Raw genomic sequence first — 14861 nt, forward strand, 5'->3', positions numbered from 1 at the left:
CTAAGCTCTTCAGCGCCGATGGTACTGCACTCGAAGGGGTGTGGGAGAGTAGGACGCCGCCGGAATTATCTTGAGTAACAAGGGGTCCCACCCGTGGTGGGGCCCCTTGTTTCATTTCCGGACTGTTTTCTTCATTGCGTGTGCGGAATTCCGGCGGCGTCGGTTCGGTGGCCTGGTGCGTCCGGTGCCCTGCGGTGCGGGACAATGGGTGTCAGCCGCGGTGCCGGCCTGCCTGTTCGATCATCTCTAGGAGTCGATCCCATGTCCTATCCCTCTGAGGGGCGACCGCATCGCCGTTCCGGTGGTTCGCAGAGCTCGGGGGGCGCCGGTAGGCGCGGACCTGGTGGCGGCGGGCGCGCTTCCGGCGGTGGTTCCGGGGGCGGCTCCGGCAGCGGTGAGCGTCGGCCGTATCCGGCCCGCGACAACCAGCGCGACCAGCGCGGGGACAGGTCGGAGCGTCCTCCGTTCAACCGGGACCGCGGCGACGAGCGCGGCGGCCGTGAGGAGCGCCGCCCGTCGTACGGCAATTCCGATCGTCCGCGGCAGGGCGGTGGCGGCGAGCGTCGGCCGTTCCAGCGGGATGACCGGCGGCCGTCCTATGGCGACCGCGACCGGCAGGGCGGTGGCGGTGAGCGTCGTCCGTTCAACCGGGACCGGGATCGGGATGACCGGCGTCCGGCGTATGGGGATCGGGAGCGCCAGGGTGACCGTCGGCCGTCGTACGGTTCGCGGGACGAGCGCGGGGGTGAGCGCCGCCCGTTCAACCGGGACCGGGACGACCGCCGCCAAGGACCCCCCGGAGACCGGGACCGCGATCGCTCCCGTCAAAGCGGTGGCGAGCGTCGGCCCTTTGACCGTGACCGGGGCCGCGATGAGCGTCGCCCGTCTCATGGAGCCCGGGACGACCGGGGCGGAGCAGGGCGTTCGTCGCAGCAGCGCGACCGTGACGACCGGCGGCCTTCATACGGGGACCGCGAGCGTCGCCCGTTCCAGCGGGATGACCGGGGCGGTCGGGACGAGCGCCGGCCCGCGCAGGGCGGCGGTGAGCGTCGTCCGTTCAACCGGGACCGGGATCGGGATGACCGGCGTCCGGCATACGGGGATCGGGAGCGGCAGGGTGGCGGTGACCGTCGGCCGTCGTACGGTTCGCGGGACGAGCGCGGGGGTGAGCGCCGCCCGTTCAACCGGGACCGGGATCGGGATGACCGGCGTCCGGCGTACGGGGATCGGGAGCGGCAGGGTGGCGGTGACCGTCGGCCGTCGTACGGTTCGCGGGACGAGCGCGGGGGTGAGCGCCGCCCGTTCAACCGGGACCGGGACGACCGCCGCCAAGGACCCCCCGGAGACCGGGAGCAAACGCGCGAGCGGCGTCCGTACACCGGCAGGGACCGTGACGAGCGCGGCGGCGGTCGCGATGAGCGGCGTCCGGCGTACGGCGAGCGCGGACCACGGCGTGAGACGGGCGACCGCCCGGCGCACGCGCGATTCGACCGCGACCGCGATCGTGATCGGCCCGCTTACGGACGCGGCCGTGACGGCGACCGAGGAGACCGCGGCGAGCGGCGTGCGGCGCCTCGCGGCCGGGACGACCGTCGTCCGGCGTACGGCGATCGGGACCGGGCCCGGGGAGAACGCGGCGACCGCGGAGATCGGGGAGAACGCGGAGACCGGGGCAACCGGCGTCCGTTCTCGCACGACGAGCGGGAGCGGCGGAATCCTCCGGCCGACCGCCTGCCGATCCCGGAGGACGTGACCGGCGAGGAGCTGGACGCCGGTGCGCGCCGCGAGCTGATGAGTCTGCCGAAGACGCTCGCGGACGAGGTTGCCAAGAACCTGGTGATGACCGGGCGCCTGATCGACGAGGACCCCGAACTGGCGTACCGGTACTCGCGGGTGGCGCTGCGGCTGGCCTCGCGGGTTGCGGCGGTGCGCGAGGCGGCGGGCATCGCGGCGTACATGACGAGTCGCTACACCGAGGCGCTTTCGGAACTGCGTGCGGCGCGGCGGATGACCGGTTCCGCGGAGCACTGGGCGGTCATGGCCGACTGCGAGCGCGGGCTGGGCCGTCCGGAGCGCGCGCTGCAGATGGCCGGCGCGCCCGAGGTGAAGGAGCTGGACAAGGCCGCGCAGATCGAGCTGCGTATCGTCGCGGCCGGTGCGCGCCGCGACATGGGGCAGTTGGACGCCGCCGTGGTCACCCTCCAGGTACCCGAGTTGAACGCACAGGGCGGCAAGGAGTGGACGGCGCGGCTGCGCTACGCGTACGCCGACGCGCTGTTCGCGGTCGGGCGTGAGGACGAGGCGCGCGATTGGTTCGCCCGGGCCGCCGATGCGGACGCGGACGGTTCGACGGGTGCCGCCGAGCGGTTGGCGGAGCTGGACGGCCTGGAGTTCGTCGACGCGTACGACCCCGAGTTGGACGACGAGGAGGAGCCGGCCGAGGCCGTGCGTCGTCGGTCCGGCCGAGACGAGACGGCGGACGAGGCAGCTTCGGTCGTGATCGAGGCGGAGGACGACGAGGGCGACGACGATGCGAGTGCGTCGTTCGAGGCCGCGGCGGACGCCGGCGAGGCCGATATCGACGTGTTCGCCGACGACGACCTCGACGATGACGACGATCTGCCGCCGAGCATCACCATTCGGGACGGCGACTGAGTCTCGGCTGCCGGGGCCGTCCGAAGCACACCGATCAGGTCAGCTTCAGGGGACGAAGGGCGCCATCCGATGGCGCTTTTCGTCCCCTCGCCTTTTTGTTGTGACTGAATGTGTCCGAAATGCGACGTAAAATGATCTTGATAACAAGCCTGGGCTGGCACGCTGTCATTCCAGGGCGAGGCTGCGCAACACCAGTCCGGTCGCCGGCTTGGGGCCGAAAGACGTCGATTTGCGGGGCATGCGCACCGACTGCCGAGCCAATTCGCGGACGGTGCTCTCGTTCGTCGGTCGCATCAGGATCGCGCTGCCCCCGCTGGTTTGGGCCTCGTGGATGGCCGCCACGGCATCGTGGTGGTACGTGATGTGCTCGGGGTCGTCCGGCACCCCCCAGACAAGGTCCAGCAGAGCCGTGTGCAGGATCGTCGCGTCGAGTTCCCGCCACATCTGTGGGCGGTCGCGCGGCACCGCGGTGGCGAGGAGCTCGGGATCCGGGTCGGTGAGCAGATGGAACGCGCCGTCGCCGGCGAGGAGGAAGGCCGGGCCCTCGGCGCGCTCCAGGGTCCACAGCACGGACGGCCACGGGTCCTCGACGCGGCGGGCCAGGAAGGCGCCCGAGCCGGCGGGGCCGTGGCTGACCAGGCCCGCGAGGATCGCCGGAACGGACATGCCGGGCAGCACGCGGTGGATCGCACCGACCTGGAGCGGATAGCGCGCGGAGTCGACGAGAAGCACGAGGCCGCGGTCCCACGCTCCGGCTCCGTGTCCTGCCTGGTGCGCGTCGTCACGGAGGCGGTGGTACCCCGCCCATCGGTGATGTCCGTCCGCGATCAGTGCCTGACGGGTCGCCAGGTCCCCCGTGATGCGCTGGAGTTCCTCGGGGTCGGTGATGGCCCACAGGCGGTGTTCGGTGTTGTCCGGCGTGGAGGTCTCCAGCAGCGGTGGGCCGGAGAGAACAGCGCGATCGACGGCGTCGGAGGCCGGGCCGTTGCCGTTGTAGGCGAGCAGGATGGGCTCCGGGTTGGCCTGTGTTGCCCGCATCAGTTCCGTGCGGTCGGTCACCGGCCCCGGCATGACGTCCTCGTGCGGCAGCACGGCCGGGTTGCCGGTTGCCGGGCCGAGTGCGAGGGCGCCGATGAGGCCGCGCTGGTGGGCGGTGGTGGTGATCTGGTCGTACACGTACAGCGCGGGTGTCGGGTCGGGGCGCAGGACGCCGTCGGCGAGCCAGGCGCGCAGGGTCGCGCCGGCGTGCGCGTGGGGGCCGCCGAGTTCCGAGCGGGGGGTGCGGGGGAGTACGACGCGGACGATGTTGTGCGGTTCGGAGTCCTCGAACAGCCCGATGGCTTCCGGCTCGATCACGTCGTACGGGGGCGACATCACCAGGGCCAGATCGCCGACTTTCGCCGGGTCGTAGCGCAGGCCCCTGAATGGCGCGAGATCGAGCCCGTTCGTGTCGGCATGGTCCATGACGGGCATGCTACGTCCATGATCGCGTGGTAGCTGCGGGTTCGGTCACCGCGACGCCGCCACGGGATCGCCGCGGCGGCGTCGGTGCGACGGACGGGAGCGGACTATGGCGGGTGGGCCGCACGGCCGGGATGACGGCGGGGCAGGAGAGTCGGCCGGGGGGTCGGCCGGGGGGTCGGGGCCGGAGGCGAACGGCGGCGGGGGGTCGGGCTCCGGGTCGCCGAACGGTGACGTGTACGACTGGTATCGGCGGGGCCTGCGATTGCTGGATTCCGGGCATCCGGCCGCCGCTGCGCAGTTGCTGGCGCGGGCGTCCGGTGTGGCGCCGCAGGCGCGGAGCGTACGGGAGGCGCTGGCCCGGGCGCTCTTCGACGCCGGGCGGCACGGGGAGGCGCTGGAGGAGTTCCGGGTGGTGGCGGAGTCCGATCCGGCGGATGACTACGCGCAGTTCGGCTGGGGGCTCTCCGCTGCGCGGGTGGGTGACTTCGAGACCGCGGTCGAGCATTTGGCGTTGGCGGTGGCGATGAGTCCGGGGACGAAGCACTACCGCACCGCGTTGACCCAGGCGCGGGCGACGTTGCGCGCTCGGGCCGGGGGCGCCGGGAGATGACAGGGCCGCCGGGGCCGGTTGCCGGGCATGCGGCCAGGTTGGCATGATCGTCGCGCCCTGGAGCGCGGCTCAAGGGCGGGACGGACGTGAAAGGGCGACACGCGTGACCGGTGGCGACGGCGGCTCAGGGACGGACGCGCGCGTGCCGCGGGGGGACGACGTGGGCGGGCTGTCGGAGCCGGTCGTCCCGGCCGAGGCGTACGACGTCGCCCTCCTCGACCTGGACGGCGTCGTCTACACCGGGCAGCGTGCGGTGCCCCATGCGCCCGAGGCGCTGGAGCGGGCTCGCGCGGCCGGGATGACGCTCGCGTTCGTGACCAACAACGCCTCGCGCACGCCCGAGGCGGTCGCCGCGCATCTGACCGAGATCGGAGTGCCGGCGGGGCCGACCGATGTGGTGACGTCGGCACAGGCCGCCGCGCGCCTGGTCGCCGAGCGTTTTCCGGCGGGTTCGCCGGTGCTGGCGGTGGGCGGCGAGGGCTTGGTCGAGGCGCTGCGTGAGCGCGGTCTCGTGCCGGTGGTGTCGGCGGCGGACGAACCGGTGGCGGTGGTCCAGGGGTTCGCGCCGGGGGTGGGCTGGGCGTTGTTGGCCGAGGCGTCGTACGCGGTCGGTGCGGGGGCACCGTGGATCGCGTCGAATCTGGACCTGACGATTCCGACCGAGCGCGGGATCGCGCCGGGCAACGGCGCGCTGGTCGGGGTGGTCCGTGCGGCGACGGGTGCGGAGCCGGTCGTCGCGGGCAAGCCGGAACTGCCGTTGCACCGCGAGTCGATGCTGCGGACGGGCGCGAAGCGGCCGTTGGTGGTGGGTGATCGGCTGGACACCGACATCGAGGGAGCGGTCGCGGGCGGTGTGGACAGCCTGCTGGTGATGACCGGTGTGACCGATGTGCGGGCGCTGCTGGCCGCGCCGGCGCAGAGCCGGCCGACGTACGTGGCCGCTGATCTGCGGGCGCTGCTCGGCCCGTTGCCGCGTGCGGTGCCCGGCGCCGGGGGCGGGTGGGTGTGCGGTGGTTGGTGCGCGCGGGTCGACGGCGACGGGCCGGAGCTGTCGGGCGGCGGTGACGCGTACGACGGTCTTCGCGCGGTGTGTGCGGCCGTGTGGGACGCCGGGGGCGCGGCGGCGGTCGATGTGGACCGCGCGGTGAAGACCGTTGCCGGGCTGGGTGTTTCCGTGGGCGGGTGACCCGCCTAGACCAGCTTTCTCAGGGTCAGCAGGTCTTTGAACGACGCTTCGAGTTTCACGCGGCCGCGGGCCCACGAGGAGGCGAAGTTGAGGTCGCCGTCGACGAGGGCGACCAGGTCGTCGCTGGTGGCCTGGAGGCGGATCTGGGCCTTCACGGGCGCGGGTTCGGTGGTGATGTCGTGCAGGGTGCCGTCGCGGAGTTGCCCGGAGAAGGTGATGTCGAGGTCGGGCAGTCGGCAGCTCAGGCTGCGGTCGAGGCGTGTGGCGCGGCCGAGTTCGCCTTCGGCGGCGCCGAGTTTGGCGGACAGCCGTTCCAGTGCGCTGCGGCATTCCTCGACGGTTGCCATAGGGAGATGGTCCTTTCCGGCCTTTCCGGTCCTGGCTCGCTGCCCGACGGTACCCCACGTCCCCGATCCGCCCGTTGCGCGAGGACGAGGGCACGCCGACGCGATAGCGTCGAGTTCGTGGCAATTGCGGCCCGCGCGGACGGTGTGCGGGCCGGCACACAACAGGCCCGCGGAACCCCAGGAGGCGCCGGACCATGCGTGACGCACTGCGGAGTTACTTGCAGATCGCGACTGGCTTGACCGAGATGACCGTCCATCGGGTGACCGAGACGGCGCGGCAACTGGTCGAGAAGAGCGGCGTGGACCTCGACCATGTGCCCGCGCAGGTGGCGCAGCAGGCGCAGGCTGTGCCGCAGTATGTGCAGCAGGTCGCCGATGAGCTGTTCGCCACCGGCAAGGCGAACCGCGATCTGCTGGTGGGGGTGGTGCGCAGTGAGGTCGACAAGGCGATGGGCCGGTTGCGCCCGTGGCTGGACGACGTCAAGGCCGTCGAGGACGACTTGGAGCGTGTCGAGCGGCGTGTGACGGATTTGGAGCACCGGCTCGCTGTCGCGTCGGTCGCCTCGAAGCCGTCGCGTGGGCGTCGGGCGCCGGCGGGGCCGCCCATGGACGAGGAGCCGGTGCCGGTGCGCGGCGCGGGCACGGTCGCCGAGCCTGTCGCGAAGGCCGCGGTGGAGGCGGAGGCGGATACGCCGGTGGCCAAGCGTGCGATCACCCCGGCGCGCGCGGCGAAGAAGGCGGCGGCGAAGAAGGCCCCGGCGAAGAAGACGGCCGCGAAGAAGACGGCCGCGTCCAAGACGGCGGAGAAGAAGACGACGCCGGGGAGCGGGGCGACGAAGCGGACGCCCGCGGGCGAGTCGGTGGCGAAGAAGTCCGCGAGGAAGGCCGGCGAGGGCCCGGACACCCCGCCGTCCGGCCCGTCGCCCGCCGAGCCGGGGGAGTGAACGTGGACGTGCCGCACGGCGTTGTGGAGGAGCCTGTCTCGGTCGGGGGCCCGGCGGAGGCCGGTCCGGCGTCCGGCGTCGGTGTGGAGGCCGGACCCGGGGTCGCTCCTCTCGGTCTCGCGCCGCCGGAGCCGTCCGGTGACCCGGAGGTCGACCGGGCGGTGGCGCGCCTGACGCAGGTGGATGTGCTGCCGACCGATCGGCACGGCGAGGTGTACGAGGACGTCCACCGGGAGCTGCGCGAGGTTCTGGCGGGCTTGGACCGCTGAGGACCGCGTGTCGGATCGGGGCACGGACGGTTCGCCCCTGCGGGCAGTTGTGGGCGACGCTTGGTCGTGCCGGTGCTCGTGGGCCGAGCCGTCCCGCCGCCGGGTGCGGTGTGGGTGCTTGGCCCGGGAGGGCTTCCCCCGCTGACCGTCGGTCTCGCGGGGGTGCTTGACTACACCGGTTTCCGGCACCGTCACAACACACCAGGCAAGGGGCGACCGTGGCACGACGCAGGCTCGATGCGGAGCTGGTGCGCAGAGGATTGGCGCGCTCTCGCGAGCATGCGGGGGAGTTGATCGCGGCGGGGCGGGTGTCGGTCGGCGGGGCGACGGCGACGAAGGCGGCCACGCAGGTCGAGACGAGTGCGGCGGTGGTGGTCGCCCGCAACGGCGCGGAGCCCGATTTCGTGTCGCGCGGTGGCCACAAGCTTGCCGGGGCGCTGGCGGCGTTCGTGCCGCGGGGGCTGGTCGTCGAGGGTCGCCGGTGCGTCGACGCGGGCGCGTCGACGGGCGGGTTCACCGACGTCCTGCTGCGGGCGGGGGCCGGGCATGTGGTCGCGGTCGATGTCGGCTACGGGCAGTTGGCGTGGTCGTTGCGCAGCGACGAGCGGGTGACGGTACGTGATCGCACGAACGTACGAGAGCTGTCGCTGGATCAGGTCGGTGGTGAGCCCGCCGGGCTGGTGGTGGGCGACCTGTCGTTCATTTCGCTGGGCCTGGTGCTGCCCGCGCTGGCGAGGTGTTCGGCCTCGGACGCGGATCTCGTGCTGATGGTCAAGCCGCAGTTCGAGGTGGGCCGGGAACGGCTGGGCTCGGGCGGTGTCGTGCGGGAGCCGGGGTTGCGTGCGGAGGCGGTGCGTACGGTCGCCGGGCAGGCCGCGGCGCTGGGCTTCGGGGTACTGGGGGTGGTGGCGAGTCCGCTGCCGGGTCCGTCGGGCAACGTGGAGTACTTCCTGTGGCTGCGCCGGGGGGCGCCGGAGCTGGATCCGGCGGAGGTGGATCGCGCGGTCGCCGAGGGCCCGCGGTGATCCGGCTCGTCCGGTCGGGGCGTGATGACGGGGGTACGCGGTACCGTCGGCCGATGCGGATGTTCAGGGCAACCGCTCCCACGGCGTGCCTGGCGGCGGTCGCGGGGGCACCTTCGGTCGGACGGGCGGGCGATGGCATGACAAGGCGCGGGACGTGACCCGGCGTACGGTCCTGGTGCTCACGCACACAGGGCGTCCCGCCGCGCTGCGCAGTGCGCGCCTGGTCGTGGACGGCCTGGTGGCGGCGGGGATCGTGGTCCGGGTGCTGGAGTCGGAGGCCGAGGAGCTGACGCTGCCGGGAGTCGAGGTGGTGTCGGCCGAGCCGGACGCCGCGAAGGGCTGCGAGCTGGCGATCGTGCTGGGCGGCGACGGGACCCTGCTGCGCGGGGCCGAGCTGGTTCGCGACGCGCGGGTGCCGATGCTCGGGGTGAACCTGGGCCGGGTGGGTTTCCTGGCCGAGGCCGAGCGCGAGGATCTCGGCGAGGTGGTCGAGCGCGTGGTGCGTTTCGACTACGAGGTCGAGGAGCGGATGACGCTCGATGTGGTGGTGCGGACCAACGGCGACGTGGTGCACACCAACTGGGCGTTGAACGAGGCGGCGATCGAGAAGGCGTCGCGGGAGCGGATGCTGGAGTTGGTGACCGAGGTCGACGGGCGTCCGCTGTCGCGGTGGGGTGGCGACGGGGTGGTGTACGCGACGCCGACGGGGTCGACGGCGTACGCGTTCTCCGCGGGCGGCCCGGTGGTGTGGCCGGAGGTCGAGGCGTTGTTGATGGTGCCGATCAGCGCGCACGCGTTGTTCGCCAAGCCGCTGGTGGTGTCGCCGCGGTCGGTGCTGGCGGTCGAGGTGCAGCCGGAGACGCCGAAGGGCGTGCTGTGGTGCGACGGTCGGCGTACGGCGGATCTGCCGCCGGGGGCGCGGGTGGAGGTGCGGCGCGGAGCCGTGCCGATCCGGTTGGCGCGGTTGCACGAGGCCCCGTTCACGAACCGGCTTGTGGCGAAGTTCGCGTTGCCGGTGCGGGGGTGGCGGGGTGGGCCGCACGACGCACACGATGCCCAGGATGTCCGGGATGCCGCCGATGCGGCTGAGGCGTCCGACGGTTCCGCTGTTTCCCGGCATGGTGGCGTGCCGGGCCCGAAGAACCCGTAGGGTCGTCGCCGTGCTGGAAGAGATGCGCATACAAGGCCTGGGCGTGATCGAGGACGCCGTGGTCGAGCTGGCGTCCGGTTTCACGGTGGTCACCGGTGAGACGGGCGCGGGCAAGACGATGGTGGTGACGGGCCTGGGGTTGTTGTTCGGAGGCCGCGCGGACGCCGGTCTGGTGCGGACGGGCCGGGGCCGTGCGGTGGTCGAGGGCCGTGTGCGGCTGTCGGCGGACGCCCCGGCCGCGGTGCGGGCGGCGGAGGCGGGCGCCGAGTTGGACGAGGACGCCCTGTTGCTGAGCCGCACGGTCTCGGCCGAGGGCCGCAGCCGCGCGCACGTGGGCGGCCGGTCGGCGCCGGTCGGCCTGCTGTCGGACCTGGCGGACGAGCTGATCGCGGTGCACGGGCAGACGGACCAGCAGCGGTTGCTGCGTCCGGCGCGGCAGCGCGCGTCATTGGACCGGTACGCGGGGGAGTCGGTGGCGAAGCCGCTGGCCTCGTACGCGCGGGTCTACAAGCGGCTGCGCGCGGTCACCGCGGAGTTGGAGACGATCACCACGCGGGCGCGGGAGCGCGCGCAGGAGGCCGATCTCCTGCGGTTCGGCCTCGGGGAGATCGAGCAGTTGGCGCCGCAGGCCGGTGAGGATGCCGAGCTGGCCGCGGAGACCGAGCGCCTCGGGCACGCCGACGCGCTGCGTTCGGCGGCGACAACCGCGCACCAGGCGCTGCTCGGTGACCCGGAGTCGGGGGTCGAGGGCGCCGACGCGGTGACGTTGATCGGCGAGGCGCGCCGGGCGGTCGAGGCTGTGGCGTCGCACGACCCGGCGCTGGCCGCGCTGGCCGAGCGGCTGAACGAGCTTGGCTATCTCGCCTCCGATGTGGCGACGGAGCTGGCGTCGTACGCGGCGGGCGTCGACGCGGACCCGGTGCGGCTCGCGGTCGCCGAGGAGCGCCGGGCGGCGCTGACGGCGCTGACGCGCAAGTACGGCGCGGACATCGGCGAGGTGTTGGCGTGGGCGCAGCGGTCGGCGGCGCGGCTGGCGGAGCTGGACGGCGACGACGACCGGGTCGGTGAACTGACCGAGGAGCGCGACGCGTTGCGCAGCGAGCTCGCGGAGCTGGCCGCCGAGGTGTCGGCGGCGCGCGCGGCGGCGGCGGACCGGTTCGCGGAGGCGGTCACGGTCGAGCTGGGCGCGCTGGCGATGCCGCATGCCCGGGTGACGGTCGCGATCACCGGGGTCGAGGATCCGGACGGGCTGGAGGTCGGCGGCCGGGTTCTCGCGTACGGCCCGTCCGGCGTCGACGAGGTGGAGCTGCTGCTCGCGCCGCATCCCGGAGCGCCGCCGAGGCAGCTGGGCAAGGGCGCGTCGGGTGGTGAGCTGAGCCGGGTGATGCTCGCGGTCGAGGTGGTCTTCGCGGGCGCGGACCCGGTGCCGACGTTCGTGTTCGACGAGGTCGACGCGGGTGTGGGCGGCAAGGCGGCGGTCGAGGTGGGTCGGCGCCTGGCGATGCTCGCGCGGTCGGCGCAGGTGATCGTGGTGACGCACCTGCCGCAGGTGGCGGCGTTCGCGGACCGGCATCTGGTGGTGGAGAAGTCGAACGACGGGACGGTGACGCGGTCCGGCGTGGTCGCTCTCGACGACGCGGCGCGCGTGCGGGAGTTGTCGCGGATGCTGGCCGGTCTGGAGGACTCCGAGCTGGGCCGGGCGCACGCGGAGGAGCTGCTGGAGGCGGCGGCGAAAGTCAAGCGCGCCTGACGCCGCGGCCGGTCGGTTCCCGGAACCGGATCACAAGGCCGTAACGGCTTGGGCACGGCCGTGCACCGGGCGGCGTACGGCGTGTGAAGGCCGCCATAGGGGCGGGCGGTACCCGCCTGACCAGGGCTGTTCGCATGGCAGGATGACCGCGATGAGGATTCCCGTGCTCCGCCGACGCCGTGTGCCCGAGTTCGAGGGCATCGCCGGCGTCGTCCGGCTGGACCGGCGTACGAAGAACCTCACCAAGCGGCTGCGCCCCGGTGACATCGCGGTCATCGACCACGTCGACCTCGACCGCGTCGCCGCCGAGGCGCTGGTCGCCTGCCGGCCGGCCGCGGTCGTCAACGCGTCGGCGTCGATCAGCGGCCGCTACCCCAACCTCGGGCCGGAGATCATCGTCGCGGCCGGCGTCCCGCTGCTGGACGCCGTCGGGCAGGGCGTCATAGGCCGGCTGCCCGAGGGCGAGTGGGTGCACATCGAGGACGACATCCTCTACCGCGGCGAACGGCCGATCGCGGTCGGCACGATGCTCGACAAGGAGTCGGTGCGCGCCGCGATGGAGGAGGCCCGTGCGGGGCTGTCCGAGCAGATCGAGGCGTTCGCGCAGAACACCCTCGAATACATCCGCGAGGAACGCGACCTCCTCCTCGACGGGGTCGGGGTGCCGACGATCAGGACCAACCTGGACGGCCGGCAGGTTCTCATCGTCGTGCGCGGCTACCACTACCGCGAGGACATCGCCGCGCTGCGGCCCTACATCCGCGAGTACCGCCCGGTGATGATCGGCGTCGACGGCGGCGCGGACGCGCTGCTGGAGGCCGGCTACCGGCCGCACATCATCATCGGCGACCTGGACTCGGTGTCGGACGAGGCGCTGCGCTCGGGCGCGGAGATCGTCGTCCACGCGTACCGCGACGGCCGCGCGCCGGGAATGCAGCGGCTGGACGAACTCGGGCTGACCGGCGTGCCGTTCCCGGCCACCGGTACCAGCGAGGACATCGCGATGCTGCTCGCCGACGACAAGGGCGCCAACCTGATCGTCGCGGTCGGCACGCACGCCACGCTGGTCGAGTTCCTCGACAAGGGCCGCGCGGGGATGGCGAGCACCTTCCTGACCCGCCTGCGTGTCGGCGGCAAGCTCGTGGACGCCAAGGGTGTCAGCCGCCTGTACCGCAGCCGTATCTCCACGACCTCGCTGCTGGTGATGTGCCTGGCCGCACTGATCACCATCGCGGTGACGATCCGGGTGAGTCCCATCGGCCAGGCGTACTACCACGTGTTCCAGGCGCAGTGGAACTCGTTCGTCTTCTGGCTGCAAGGAATCTTCGGTTGATCGACTTCCGCTACCACGTCGTGTCCATCATCGCGGTGTTCCTCGCGTTGTCGGTCGGCCTCGTGCTGGGCAGCTCCTTCCTCGCCGACATCGTCAAGGAGGACCTGGACGGCCGCATCCAGGAGCAGACCCGGGCCGCCGAGGCGGCGCGGCGCGACCTGCGGGCCGAGGAAGGCGAGAACCGGGCGCTCAACAACTTCATCAACGGCAGCAAGCCGGAACTGGTCGCGGGCAAGCTCACGGGCAAGTCCGTCGTGCTCGTCACGCTGCCGGACGCCAACTCCGCCGTCACCGACGCGACCGTCAAGACGCTGGAGGAATCCGGGGCGACGATCACCGGGACCGTCGCGGTCAAGGAGGCGTGGACCGACCCGGCCAAGGAGCCCGCGCTGATCTTCGCCGCCGGCGGCACCTCGGCCGGGCAGTCCGGGTACGACCGGGCCGCGGCCGCGCTGGCCGCCGCGATCGTGCACAAGAGCAGCACCAAACCGACCACGCCGCCCACATCGACCGGCACACCGGCGACGCCGGGGGCGGCCACCGGCGCACCGCAGGCCACGCCGCTGCCGGGCCAGGTCACGCCCGAGACCAGCCCGCCCGCGAACCCGGCGACGACGGCGCCCGTCGACCCCGCGGCCAACCCGCCCGCCACCCCGCCGGTCACCGGCACCTCCCCGACCGGGACTCCCAGCCCTTCCACGAGCGGCAAGGGCGGCGAAGGCTCCACCGGCGGCACGTCCACCGAGACCGCGGCGGCTCTGCTCGACCGCTTCGAGGACGCCGGGTTCGTCGACATCGAAGGCAACCCGGAGAAGGGCGCGACCCTCGCGGTCGTCGTCGCGCCGTCCGGCCCTGTCGAGGGCGCCGACCCGGCGCGGCCGAACAACATCTATCTGGGGCTGTCGCGCGCCATCGACAGCACCGGCGACGGTACGGTCGTGGCCGGGGACACGGCCTCCGTACAAGGCGGCGGCACCGTCGCGGCGCTGCGCGGCGACGAACGCACCGCCAAGGCCGTGTCGTCCGTGGACGCGGCCGAGACGACCCAGGGCCAGGTCTCGGTGGGCTGGGCGCTGGTCGTCGAGTCCGTCGAAGGCAAGTCGGGGCAGTACGGTGCGACCGGACAGAACGGCTGGCTGCCCCAATTGCCGGCGGACAAGACGGAGCACACGGAGACGGAGAAAACGTCGTGAGTTCGGTTCGACGCTCGCTGCGCACGGCCGCGGTCGCGGGCACCGCGGCACGGTTCGCGTACACCATGCTGCGCCGCTTCACGCCCGGCCAGGCCGCGGCGTGGGAGCGCCGCAACCACCGCGGCGAGGCGGTCACGCTCGTCGAGGGCCCGGCCGCGGCAGTCGGCTCCGCGCTCGCCGCCGCCACCGCGCCCGGTGTCCCGGCCGCGCACCGTGCCGCGGCCGCGCTGGCGACGCTGGGCGCGGCGGGGTTCGGCACGTACGACGACATGCTCGGGGCGACTGACAAACGCGGCTTCAAGGGCCATGTCGGCGCGCTCGCGCACGGCGAGGTGACCAGCGGCATGGTCAAGGTCCTCGGCATCGGCGCGAGCGGGCTCGCCGCGGGCGCGCTCATGCGGGACAAGCCCGTCGACAAGTTGCTGGCCGGCGTCGTGATCGCGGGCAGCGCCAATGTGGTCAACCTGTTCGACCTGCGCCCGGGCCGCGCCGCCAAGGTCGCGGTCCTCGCCGGGGCACCGTCGGTGCTGCGCGGCTCGCGCCTGGCGGCGGCCCCGGTCGGCGCCGCCGCGGCGCTGATGCCGGAGGACCTGGGCGAGAAGGCGATGCTCGGCGACGCCGGGGCGAACGCGCTCGGTGCCGCGCTCGGCGTGGCGGCGGTCGCGGGGGCGTCCCGGCGCGGGCTGGTGGTTCGGGCCGCGGTGCTGGCCGCGCTCACCCTTGCGAGTGAAAAGGTGAGCTTCACCAAGGTCATCGCCGAGACCCCGGCGCTGCACAAGATCGACATGCTCGGCCGCCGCCCGGTCGTGCCGCAGCGCCCGGCTCCCGAGGCGGAGAGCACATCCGGGCAGCCGGTGGCGTCGTAGGCCGATGCCCCATGGCGTGACGCGAGAAGTCCGATGATCGACCCGGCCCTGTGGACGCCGGCCGCCGCA

General features: G+C 73.1%; 15 protein-coding genes. 11 read left to right on the forward strand and 4 right to left on the reverse strand.

Going from position 1 to position 14861, the window contains the following annotated elements; genetic code table 11:
• Positions 1-246: 246 nt before the first annotated feature.
• Both ACRX5W_RS19180 and ACRX5W_RS19185 read right to left on the reverse strand, forming a co-directional pair.
• Positions 247-891, reverse strand: a complete 645-nt coding sequence (locus tag ACRX5W_RS19180; protein WP_436789432.1) for a hypothetical protein — start codon at positions 889-891, stop codon at positions 247-249.
• 69 nt (positions 892-960) lie between these two features.
• The gene (locus tag ACRX5W_RS19185; RefSeq protein ID WP_436789433.1) at positions 961-1695 is read right to left on the reverse strand and encodes a hypothetical protein; all 735 of its coding nucleotides are present in this window, start codon (positions 1693-1695) and stop codon (positions 961-963) included.
• Positions 1696-1791: 96 nt separating this feature from the next.
• Here ACRX5W_RS19185 and ACRX5W_RS19190 point away from each other — a divergent pair, with 96 nt between their 5' ends.
• Positions 1792-2655 carry a hypothetical protein gene (locus tag ACRX5W_RS19190; RefSeq protein WP_436789616.1) on the forward strand — a complete coding sequence of 288 codons (864 nt, stop codon included), beginning with the start codon at positions 1792-1794 and terminating at the stop codon, positions 2653-2655.
• A 165-nt stretch (positions 2656-2820) separates the two neighbouring features.
• Here ACRX5W_RS19190 and ACRX5W_RS19195 read toward each other — a convergent pair whose 3' ends face one another.
• Complete coding sequence (locus ACRX5W_RS19195; protein WP_436789434.1) at positions 2821-4119, reverse strand: DUF1015 family protein; 1299 nt, start codon at positions 4117-4119, stop codon at positions 2821-2823.
• Between the two features lie 232 nt (positions 4120-4351).
• On the opposite strand from ACRX5W_RS19195, the gene ACRX5W_RS19200 reads away from it, so the two are divergent.
• Positions 4352-4729: a tetratricopeptide repeat protein gene (locus tag ACRX5W_RS19200; protein ID WP_436789435.1), complete on the forward strand. Its 378-nt coding sequence runs from the start codon at positions 4352-4354 to the stop codon at positions 4727-4729.
• 103 nt (positions 4730-4832) lie between these two features.
• Positions 4833-5915: an HAD-IIA family hydrolase gene (locus tag ACRX5W_RS19205; protein WP_436789436.1), complete on the forward strand. Its 1083-nt coding sequence runs from the start codon at positions 4833-4835 to the stop codon at positions 5913-5915.
• A gap of 5 nt (positions 5916-5920) precedes the next feature.
• Here the strand turns inward: ACRX5W_RS19205 and ACRX5W_RS19210 are convergent, their stop codons facing one another.
• On the reverse strand, positions 5921-6262 hold the full coding sequence (locus ACRX5W_RS19210; protein ID WP_436789437.1) for a sterol-binding protein: 342 nt from the start codon (positions 6260-6262) through the stop codon (positions 5921-5923).
• A 194-nt stretch (positions 6263-6456) separates the two neighbouring features.
• Here ACRX5W_RS19210 and ACRX5W_RS19215 point away from each other — a divergent pair, with 194 nt between their 5' ends.
• The 8 genes from ACRX5W_RS19215 (at position 6457) to ACRX5W_RS19250 (ending at position 14792) form a co-directional block, all read left to right on the forward strand.
• On the forward strand, positions 6457-7206 hold the full coding sequence (locus tag ACRX5W_RS19215) for a hypothetical protein (protein WP_436789438.1): 750 nt from the start codon (positions 6457-6459) through the stop codon (positions 7204-7206).
• Between the two features lie 2 nt (positions 7207-7208).
• On the forward strand, positions 7209-7475 hold the full coding sequence (locus ACRX5W_RS19220) for a hypothetical protein (RefSeq protein ID WP_436789439.1): 267 nt from the start codon (positions 7209-7211) through the stop codon (positions 7473-7475).
• A 218-nt stretch (positions 7476-7693) separates the two neighbouring features.
• Positions 7694-8500, forward strand: a complete 807-nt coding sequence (locus tag ACRX5W_RS19225; RefSeq protein ID WP_436789440.1) for a TlyA family RNA methyltransferase — start codon at positions 7694-7696, stop codon at positions 8498-8500.
• Between the two features lie 154 nt (positions 8501-8654).
• Entirely contained in the window at positions 8655-9650 is a 996-nt protein-coding gene (locus tag ACRX5W_RS19230) for an NAD kinase (RefSeq protein ID WP_436789441.1), read from the forward strand.
• Complete coding sequence (recN, locus tag ACRX5W_RS19235) at positions 9619-11400, forward strand: DNA repair protein RecN (protein WP_436789617.1); 1782 nt, start codon at positions 9619-9621, stop codon at positions 11398-11400. The genes ACRX5W_RS19230 and recN overlap by 32 nt, the downstream gene beginning before the upstream one ends.
• A gap of 151 nt (positions 11401-11551) precedes the next feature.
• The gene (steA, locus tag ACRX5W_RS19240; RefSeq protein ID WP_436789442.1) at positions 11552-12733 is read left to right on the forward strand and encodes a putative cytokinetic ring protein SteA; all 1182 of its coding nucleotides are present in this window, start codon (positions 11552-11554) and stop codon (positions 12731-12733) included.
• Entirely contained in the window at positions 12730-13926 is a 1197-nt protein-coding gene (locus ACRX5W_RS19245) for a copper transporter (RefSeq protein ID WP_436789443.1), read from the forward strand. Before steA ends, ACRX5W_RS19245 begins: the two co-directional genes overlap by 4 nt.
• The gene (locus tag ACRX5W_RS19250; RefSeq protein ID WP_436789444.1) at positions 13923-14792 is read left to right on the forward strand and encodes a hypothetical protein; all 870 of its coding nucleotides are present in this window, start codon (positions 13923-13925) and stop codon (positions 14790-14792) included. Before ACRX5W_RS19245 ends, ACRX5W_RS19250 begins: the two co-directional genes overlap by 4 nt.
• The last annotated feature ends 69 nt before the right edge of the window (positions 14793-14861 follow it).

Source organism: Yinghuangia sp. YIM S10712 (assembly GCF_051388935.1).
GTDB lineage: Bacteria > Actinomycetota > Actinomycetes > Streptomycetales > Streptomycetaceae > Yinghuangia.

What these genes read in the sequence shown, in the direction of transcription:
- ACRX5W_RS19180 (WP_436789432.1), bottom strand. Translation starts at nt 891, where the DNA reads ATGAGACGGGCGACGCTCATCGCGGCCCCGGTCACGGTCAAAGGGCCG.
- ACRX5W_RS19190 (WP_436789616.1), top strand. Translation starts at nt 1,792, where the DNA reads ATGAGTCTGCCGAAGACGCTCGCGGACGAGGTTGCCAAGAACCTGGTG.
- ACRX5W_RS19195 (WP_436789434.1), bottom strand. Translation starts at nt 4,119, where the DNA reads ATGGACCATGCCGACACGAACGGGCTCGATCTCGCGCCATTCAGGGGC.
- ACRX5W_RS19210 (WP_436789437.1), bottom strand. Translation starts at nt 6,262, where the DNA reads ATGGCAACCGTCGAGGAATGCCGCAGCGCACTGGAACGGCTGTCCGCC.
- ACRX5W_RS19215 (WP_436789438.1), top strand. Translation starts at nt 6,457, where the DNA reads ATGCGTGACGCACTGCGGAGTTACTTGCAGATCGCGACTGGCTTGACC.
- recN (WP_436789617.1), top strand. Translation starts at nt 9,619, where the DNA reads ATGGTGGCGTGCCGGGCCCGAAGAACCCGTAGGGTCGTCGCCGTGCTG.
- steA (WP_436789442.1), top strand. Translation starts at nt 11,552, where the DNA reads ATGAGGATTCCCGTGCTCCGCCGACGCCGTGTGCCCGAGTTCGAGGGC.